The 6,931-nt window shown below is 39.5% G+C and carries 10 protein-coding genes and 3 tRNA genes; 3 read left to right on the plus strand and 10 right to left on the minus strand.

Annotation, left to right across the window (positions count from 1 at the left end; genetic code table 11):
- Positions 1 to 2 precede the first annotated feature (2 nt).
- From GQR55_RS02985 to GQR55_RS03015, 7 genes are all read right to left on the minus strand, one after another.
- On the minus strand, positions 3 to 989 hold the full coding sequence (locus GQR55_RS02985; protein ID WP_166419381.1) for a DUF2333 family protein: 987 nt from the start codon (positions 987 to 989) through the stop codon (positions 3 to 5).
- Positions 990 to 997: 8 nt separating this feature from the next.
- A complete protein-coding gene (locus GQR55_RS02990) occupies positions 998 to 1,510 on the minus strand; it encodes a copper chaperone PCu(A)C (protein WP_081709148.1) in 513 nt (170 codons plus the stop codon).
- 76 nt (positions 1,511 to 1,586) lie between these two features.
- Entirely contained in the window at positions 1,587 to 1,913 is a 327-nt protein-coding gene (locus GQR55_RS02995) for a hypothetical protein (protein ID WP_010554260.1), read from the minus strand.
- Between the two features lie 11 nt (positions 1,914 to 1,924).
- Positions 1,925 to 2,131 carry a PspC domain-containing protein gene (locus GQR55_RS03000; RefSeq protein WP_166419382.1) on the minus strand — a complete coding sequence of 69 codons (207 nt, stop codon included), beginning with the start codon at positions 2,129 to 2,131 and terminating at the stop codon, positions 1,925 to 1,927.
- A 10-nt stretch (positions 2,132 to 2,141) separates the two neighbouring features.
- Entirely contained in the window at positions 2,142 to 2,822 is a 681-nt protein-coding gene (locus GQR55_RS03005; RefSeq protein ID WP_166419383.1) for a PspA/IM30 family protein, read from the minus strand.
- Between the two features lie 245 nt (positions 2,823 to 3,067).
- Positions 3,068 to 4,000, minus strand: coding sequence for a tRNA dihydrouridine(20/20a) synthase DusA (gene dusA / locus GQR55_RS03010; protein WP_231615058.1), 933 nt, complete (start codon positions 3,998 to 4,000; stop codon positions 3,068 to 3,070).
- A gap of 123 nt (positions 4,001 to 4,123) precedes the next feature.
- Positions 4,124 to 4,744, minus strand: coding sequence for a MarC family protein (locus tag GQR55_RS03015; RefSeq protein WP_166419385.1), 621 nt, complete (start codon positions 4,742 to 4,744; stop codon positions 4,124 to 4,126).
- A 95-nt stretch (positions 4,745 to 4,839) separates the two neighbouring features.
- On the opposite strand from GQR55_RS03015, the gene GQR55_RS03020 reads away from it, so the two are divergent.
- From GQR55_RS03020 to GQR55_RS03030, 3 genes are all read left to right on the plus strand, one after another.
- Positions 4,840 to 5,277: a transcriptional repressor gene (locus GQR55_RS03020; protein WP_024599240.1), complete on the plus strand. Its 438-nt coding sequence runs from the start codon at positions 4,840 to 4,842 to the stop codon at positions 5,275 to 5,277.
- Positions 5,278 to 5,352: 75 nt separating this feature from the next.
- Complete coding sequence (locus GQR55_RS03025) at positions 5,353 to 5,820, plus strand: chemotaxis protein CheX (RefSeq protein ID WP_166419386.1); 468 nt, start codon at positions 5,353 to 5,355, stop codon at positions 5,818 to 5,820.
- Complete coding sequence (locus GQR55_RS03030; RefSeq protein WP_166419387.1) at positions 5,817 to 6,245, plus strand: secondary thiamine-phosphate synthase enzyme YjbQ; 429 nt, start codon at positions 5,817 to 5,819, stop codon at positions 6,243 to 6,245. The genes GQR55_RS03025 and GQR55_RS03030 overlap by 4 nt, the downstream gene beginning before the upstream one ends.
- Before the next feature lie 241 nt (positions 6,246 to 6,486).
- Here GQR55_RS03030 and GQR55_RS03035 read toward each other — a convergent pair.
- The 3 genes from GQR55_RS03035 to GQR55_RS03045 all read right to left on the minus strand — a co-directional run bounded on the left by GQR55_RS03035 (position 6,487) and on the right by GQR55_RS03045 (position 6,930).
- Positions 6,487 to 6,562, minus strand: a tRNA-Gly gene (locus GQR55_RS03035).
- Positions 6,563 to 6,682: 120 nt separating this feature from the next.
- Positions 6,683 to 6,758: transfer RNA gene (locus tag GQR55_RS03040), tRNA-Gly, on the minus strand.
- 96 nt (positions 6,759 to 6,854) lie between these two features.
- Positions 6,855 to 6,930 (minus strand) — tRNA-Gly (locus GQR55_RS03045).
- Between the last annotated feature and the right edge of the window lies 1 nt (position 6,931).

The raw sequence follows: 6,931 nt of genomic DNA on the forward strand, positions 1-6,931 counted from the left end.
TTTTATCCTTGAGCTAATAGCTCGCTAAGTTCGATTAAAGCCGCATTGGCTCTAGAAATATAATTTGCCATAACTAAAGAATGGTTAGCCACATAGCCAAAACCATTCCCGTTTAAAATAAGTGGGCTCCACACTGTTTCTTGGGTTGCCTCAAGCTCACGTATAATTTGCTGAACACTTACACGTGCATTTTTCTTTTCAAGCACATCATTAAAGTCATACTCTATCGCTTGTAAAAAATGCAGTAACGCCCAAGTAGCGCCGCGCGATTCGTAAAACACATCGTCAATTTCTAACCACGGTGTTCTTACTTGCTGCTGTAACGGCGCAAGAGTTGCTTGTTTATTAGATGAGTTACCCGCTAAATCGGTATTCACTTTTTCTTGGCCTACACTGGCACTTAAACGCTGGCTTAAGCTACCCAAACGTTTTTCAGCTTCTTTAAGCCAACTACGTAAGTTATCTGCTCGTGCGTAAAACTGGCTATCGCGTTCATGTTCATTAGCAATTTGTCCACGATATACCATTAAATAATCAATACCTTTTTGGTACTCACCTTCAGCGCTTGGCCACGCCCATGCTTCAGAGCTTATATTAAACTGTGGCTGTGCCTTTTTAAGTGCTTCATGCTCAGTTGATTGTGATTGCGAACGACTAAAATCTTTACGCATAGAAAGCGATAAATCACGCACCATTTCAAGTGCGCCATATTCCCACGCTGGCATATCATCCATAATAATACTTGGCGGTATCACATCATTTGATAAGTAGCCACCTGGTTTATCAAGCAAAGTGCTAGCAACTGTAATAAGCGTTGATGTAGTTACATAACCCGTTACTATTTTTTCATTATGAAGCTGCGCTTGCTCTTTCGCGTTTGCAACAACATCGAAACGTGCAGGCTCTGTGCTCCAATAAACAGCAATTGCGTAAAATATAATAAGCAGTAAAACAACTATTCCTGCTATTTTTCCTTTGTGTTGCGACATGTGTACTCCTAGTGATGAGCGTGTTGAGTAGATGGTTTTGACTGCGTAGCTTGCGCTTCAAGCGATACGACTTGAGCATTAGTGAACAAGCGATTACCGTCACTAAAATATAGCGTGAGTTTGCGTTCTTGCCCTACTTTTAATGGCTCTTGTGGTTCAAATACCATTAAATGATAACCGCCAGGTTGAAAACTGACACTTTCGTGCGCTTTAATTTCAACTGATTCAACTTGTTGCATTTTCATCATGCCGTCTACATGTGAATGCTCGTGTATTTCAACACGGCCTAAGCCATCAATAGTTGCCTTAGTTAAAGTTGCTGCGGCTCCACTGTGATTTATTAGCGTTAAATAACCTACAGTTGAAGTACTGCCAGGTAAAAACTCTCTAATTTGCGCGTTAGTTACTTCGAGCACAGCCACATCAGAACCATGATCGTGCCCTGAGTGCGCCGCCAACGATGACGAAAAAAAACTAAATATTAATGCAGAAGCCATCGAAAAACATAGTTTCGTCATCATTCTTATCCTTATAAAAACTTTAAATTACAGGCTAAATTTAACATAGTTAACCTATAATAGTCAGTCAAATTAAGGATTAAGAGGCTACTTTTTTGTTATCGGCAACAAGCCAACACAACACTGCAACAAATAGTAACGGCCATGCAATCATTATAGATCCGAATAAAAGCGCTAAAACAGTCCCTGCTAATGCCACAACACCCGCTCCAACTAATCCCATAGTAATTAAAGCCACTACCGCAACCACAGCAACAATTGCGGCCAAAGCACCTACAAGCTCGAGCCCTGCCCAGCTAATATCAGCAATCCATAACGGCAACTGCCAAGAATCAATCTGCACAAACGTTATTAAATCAGTAAACAGTAATAAATAGATAATTACGCAGACAGCTAAGGCTTTCATGGTGATACTCCTTAATATACTTTGTCTTCAAGACAGCAATGCGCTATAAAATAACCAAGTGCAATTGCAAACGGAAAACTCAAAAATAATAAAATAGTAACTACACGTGTTGCCCATACAGGAAAATCCAATCGATGAGCTAAACCACTACAAACACCCGATATTTTTTTATTCAGAGTATCTTTATACCAACCTCGTTGACGATTAAAGCTATTCATAATATTCCCCTTAAGCAGTCTGTTTTAAATCAGTTTTTAAACTTGTTTTTAACTGGGCTAACTCAGCATCTATTTTTTCATTTTTAACTAAAGTTTCAATTTGTGAAGCCGTCGTATTTGCAGAGTCAGTTAACTCATATGCTTCTATTTGCGCTTCAATACTTTCTACACGCTGCTCTACCTGATCAAATCGAGATAGTGCATGAGCTACTTTATCGCTTTGTAATTGTGTACTGATTCGCCCTCTAGCAATAACAACATTATGACGCTGCATCAATTGAGCTTGCTTAGTTTTAGCCATAGTCATTTTTTGCTGTAAGCGCTCGCAATCAGCTTTAATTTTTGCGATAGACTCTTGCAAAGTTTCTAATTGCGTTTGCCTATTTACAATGCTTTCGCTAACACGTTGCTTTTCAAGTAAGGCAGACTTAGCAAGGTCATCATTGCCTTTTTTAATCGCATGCTCTGCTTTAGTTTGCCAAGCTGCTAATTCTATTTTTTTAGTATCAATTTGACGATTAATTATTTTTTCTTCACACAATAAAGCGGCAGCTGTAGTACGACACTTATTTAATGCATCTTGCATGTCGGTAAGCATTAGGTTTAAAAGCTTTTCAGGGTCTTCTGCTTTATCAAGCATGGCGACAATGTTTGATTGAATAACATCATTTACGCGGTTAAATATTCCCATGGTATTCTCCTGTTAATTTTTAATTGATTACAACAAGAGGATTCCAAGAGTTGTGCCAAGTCCATAAAAACTAAAATAAACTATTTTATATCAATGAGATGAATTAAAAACACTTAAGAACTTAGTGACTTCCAGCTGAACATAATAGAGTGTAATTGGCCAATAAATTATGCTTTTGACTAATTTTTAGGATCAAAAAAGCCACTCGAAAGTGGCTCATATTTAGATCATTTTAAACCTAAGCTTTATTCTGGTACAAAGCTCAATGCTTTATCCATTACCGTTAAATCGGCCTGCTTACCATGGCCACTTTCAGAAAGGTGACGTCTAAAACCACGTGCGCCAGGTTGCCCCTGAAAAATACCGAGCATGTGTCGAGCTATATGCCAAAAATTAGCACCTAAGCGCATTTCTTCTTCAATGTAGCTGTACATTGAGCGTACTACATCATGGCGAGATTGTGTGTTTGCAGCATCACCATAAATTTTTTCATCAACGTCATTAAGCATAAATGGATTACTGTAAGCTTCACGGCCAATCATTACACCATCGATATGCTGTAAATGTTCTAGGCTCTGCTCAATTGTTTTAACACCGCCATTTAAGCTTAAATCGAGTTGCGGATAGTCTTTTTTAAGTTGGTAAACACGAGGGTAATCAAGCGGTGGAACTTCACGGTTTTCTTTTGGGCTTAAGCCATTGAGCCATGCTTTACGAGCATGAATAATAAAGTCATCACACCCTACCTTATGAGACGCCTCAATAAGTGCACATAAAAACTCATACGAATCTTGCTCATCAATACCAATGCGCGTTTTAACGGTAACCGGAATGCTTACTTCGCTTTTCATTGCTGCAACACAGTCAGCAACTAACTGAGGTTCAGCCATTAAGCATGCGCCAAATCGGCCATTTTGAACTCGGTCTGACGGGCAACCTACATTTAAATTTATTTCGTCATAGCCACGCTCACCTGCGAGCTTTGCACATTGCGCAAGCGCTTTAGGATCAGAGCCACCAAGTTGTAGCGCAACGGGGCCTTCGTGTTTATTAAAATGTAAGTAGTCGCCTCGACCAAATAAAATAGCCCCTGTGGTTATCATTTCAGTATAAAGCACAGTATGTTTAGTCATTTTGCGATGAAAAGTACGACAATGGCGATCGGTCCAATCAAGCATTGGGGCCACAGAAAAGCGTCTATCCAAAGTACATTTATTCAAAGCAAACCTCAGGGTATTAAAGTTATTAAGCACAGCTTAAAAGGCGCTGCATTTTACACAAAAGCCTAACGGGCATCAATGTTAAGAGAACACCTGCAAGCCAAAATAATGGGCTATGCCATTTAAAATATTAGTTACTGCAACAGAGCTTAAAATAAGCCCCATTATTCTACTTATTATACTTGCGCCACTGTCACCAATTAATTTATGTACATGCGTTGCAAGGAGTAATAAAACCAGCACAACTGCTAATACAGCGAGCATCATAGAAGACGTTAATAATTGCTCCACCCATGTATATTCCTCATTACGAGTCATTAACACAGCACCTAACATGGCACCCGGGCTCGCAATAGACGGAATAGCCAGAGGAAAAATGGCAGTCTCCATGCTGTCGCGTACACTGTTAATTTCGGCCTCTGGCTTGCTTTCACCAAATATCATTGAAAGCGCAAAAATAAGTAATATGATACCGCCAGCTATTTGAAAAGCAGAAAGTGGTATTTCAATTGCGTTAAGTAATTGCTCCCCTGCGAGAACAAAAAACAAGAGCACTAATGCAGATACACCTACCGCTTTAAATATAACTTTGCGCTTAAACTTTTCATCCTCACCACGCGTAACTGCAATAAATACAGGTACAGTGCCAATGGGATCAATAACTGCAAAAAAGAAAATAAATATAGCTAACAGTTCATGCATTACCGGGTTTCCTAGGTAAAAAGCGTTTAATAAAAACGCTGCAACTACAACACAGTATGTTAGTATATCACGGCAGCATAAGGATAAGAGTAATGATGAATATAGAATCACTCGTAAGTAAAGCAAAACAAGTTTGTGACAACCGTGGTGCGCGTTTTACGCCAATCCGCGAGAAAGTATTTCGCCTGCTAGCCAGTGCACAAGGTGGTGTTGGTGCATACGATTTGCTTGAGCAATTAAAAGTAACTGAAACAGGTGCTAAACCTGCAACTATTTATCGTGCATTAGACTTTTTAGCTGAACTAGGTTTTATTCATAAAATTGAAAGCACAAATGCATTTATGCTGTGCCATCACTTTGATCATATACACCCAGTACAATTATTAATTTGCGATACCTGTGGTTTTGTAAAAGAGTTACATTCGACCGTTATCTCTCATGAGCTAAATAACTTAGCAGCTGAAGGTGGTTTTGTTGTTTCTGGGCAAACAATAGAAGCACATGGTAAATGTGAGTCTTGCAGAGCATCATAATTCCCCGAAGTTATCCTTAGTGGCTATACTCACACTATATAGCCATTTCTTAGCACCAATTTAAGAGTACCCACTATGAATGTAGAGTTCATCAATCCGTTTTTATCGTCTTTAATTAATGTTTTAAGCACTATGGCTCAAACTCAATTAAAACCAGGTAAACCACGCATTAAAACTGATGAAATAGCCTGTGGTGATGTATCCGGTCTGATTGGTATGGTTGGCCCGCAAACTCGTGGATCGTTTTCAATTACGTTTGATGAAGAGTTAGCGTTAACCATTATGGAACGTATGCTTGGCGAACGTCCCGACACTATAGACGAAGAAGTAACTGACATGGTGGGTGAAATTACCAACATGGTCACTGGCGGCGCTAAAAACTTACTAGGCGAAAAAGGGTTTGATTTTGATATGGCTACACCTATTGTTGTATCAGGTAAAGGTCATACAATTACTCATAAAAGCCAAGGTAAAAAAATCATCATGCCATTTAGCTGTGATGCAGGTAATGCAAATATTGAAGTTAGTTTCGATAAATTATGAGTTGGCAGCAAAAACAAATTACATTAAAACCCCGCACTCGGGGTTTTCATTTAATTGACGACGAAATACTGTCTCAGCTCCATGAAGTTACCAATTATAAGGTGGGTTTACTGCATCTTTTTATTCAGCATACTTCAGCGAGCCTTACTATAAACGAGAATGCAGATCCCACTGTTCGTATGGACATGGAAAGCCATTTCAATAAATTTGTTCCTGAACGTCAGCCTTATTATCGTCACGATTATGAAGGTGACGACGATATGCCGGCACATATTAAAACCAGCACATTAGGCTGCGAGTTAAGTATTCCTATCTCAAATGGCTATTTAGCGCTAGGTACATGGCAAGGTATTTACTTGGGTGAGCATCGTGACTCTGGTGGCTCAAGACGAATTATAGCAACCATTCAGGGCGAGCTGTTTTAGAAAACGTTTCTAATGCTTAAAAGTATTAACCCCTACTTCACTCCAGCTATTTATCCATAACTTCAAAGTACAAAACCTTTCTTGTAGGCGAAAAATCTTACGTCCGCGAAGCGATAGCTTTTAACATCTAAAACTTCAATGCTGAATATTACACATAGAATAAAGTAGATAAGAGAGATTTGAGATTATAATTTTGTTTATGATTTTTAATACAGAAAATTTTGAAAGGATATAAAAAGATTGGAGCGGTACACGAGGCTCGAACTCGTGACCTCGACCTTGGCAAGGTCGCGCTCTACCAACTGAGCTAGTACCGCATTTTTACTTCTTCAGTTATTTTACGTTGGTGCGCGACAGGTCGCGTTCAACATTCTAGCAACTGAGCTAGTACCGCATTTTACTTCTTTTAATCACTACAATTTCTTTTGGTCAGAAATTGGAGCGGTACACGAGGCTCGAACTCGTGACCTCGACCTTGGCAAGGTCGCGCTCTACCAACTGAGCTAGTACCGCATTTTTCAGTTATTTTATTGATGTGCAATAAATTGCGTTCAACATCCTAGCAACTGAGCTAGCTTTTATTCACTACAATTTCTTTTGGTTAGAAATTGGAGCGGTACACGAGGCTCGAACTCGTGACCTCGACCTTGGCAAGGTCGCGCTCTACCAACTGAGCTAGTACCGCA

Source organism: Pseudoalteromonas sp. Z1A8 (assembly GCF_011378855.1).
Classification (GTDB): domain Bacteria; phylum Pseudomonadota; class Gammaproteobacteria; order Enterobacterales; family Alteromonadaceae; genus Pseudoalteromonas.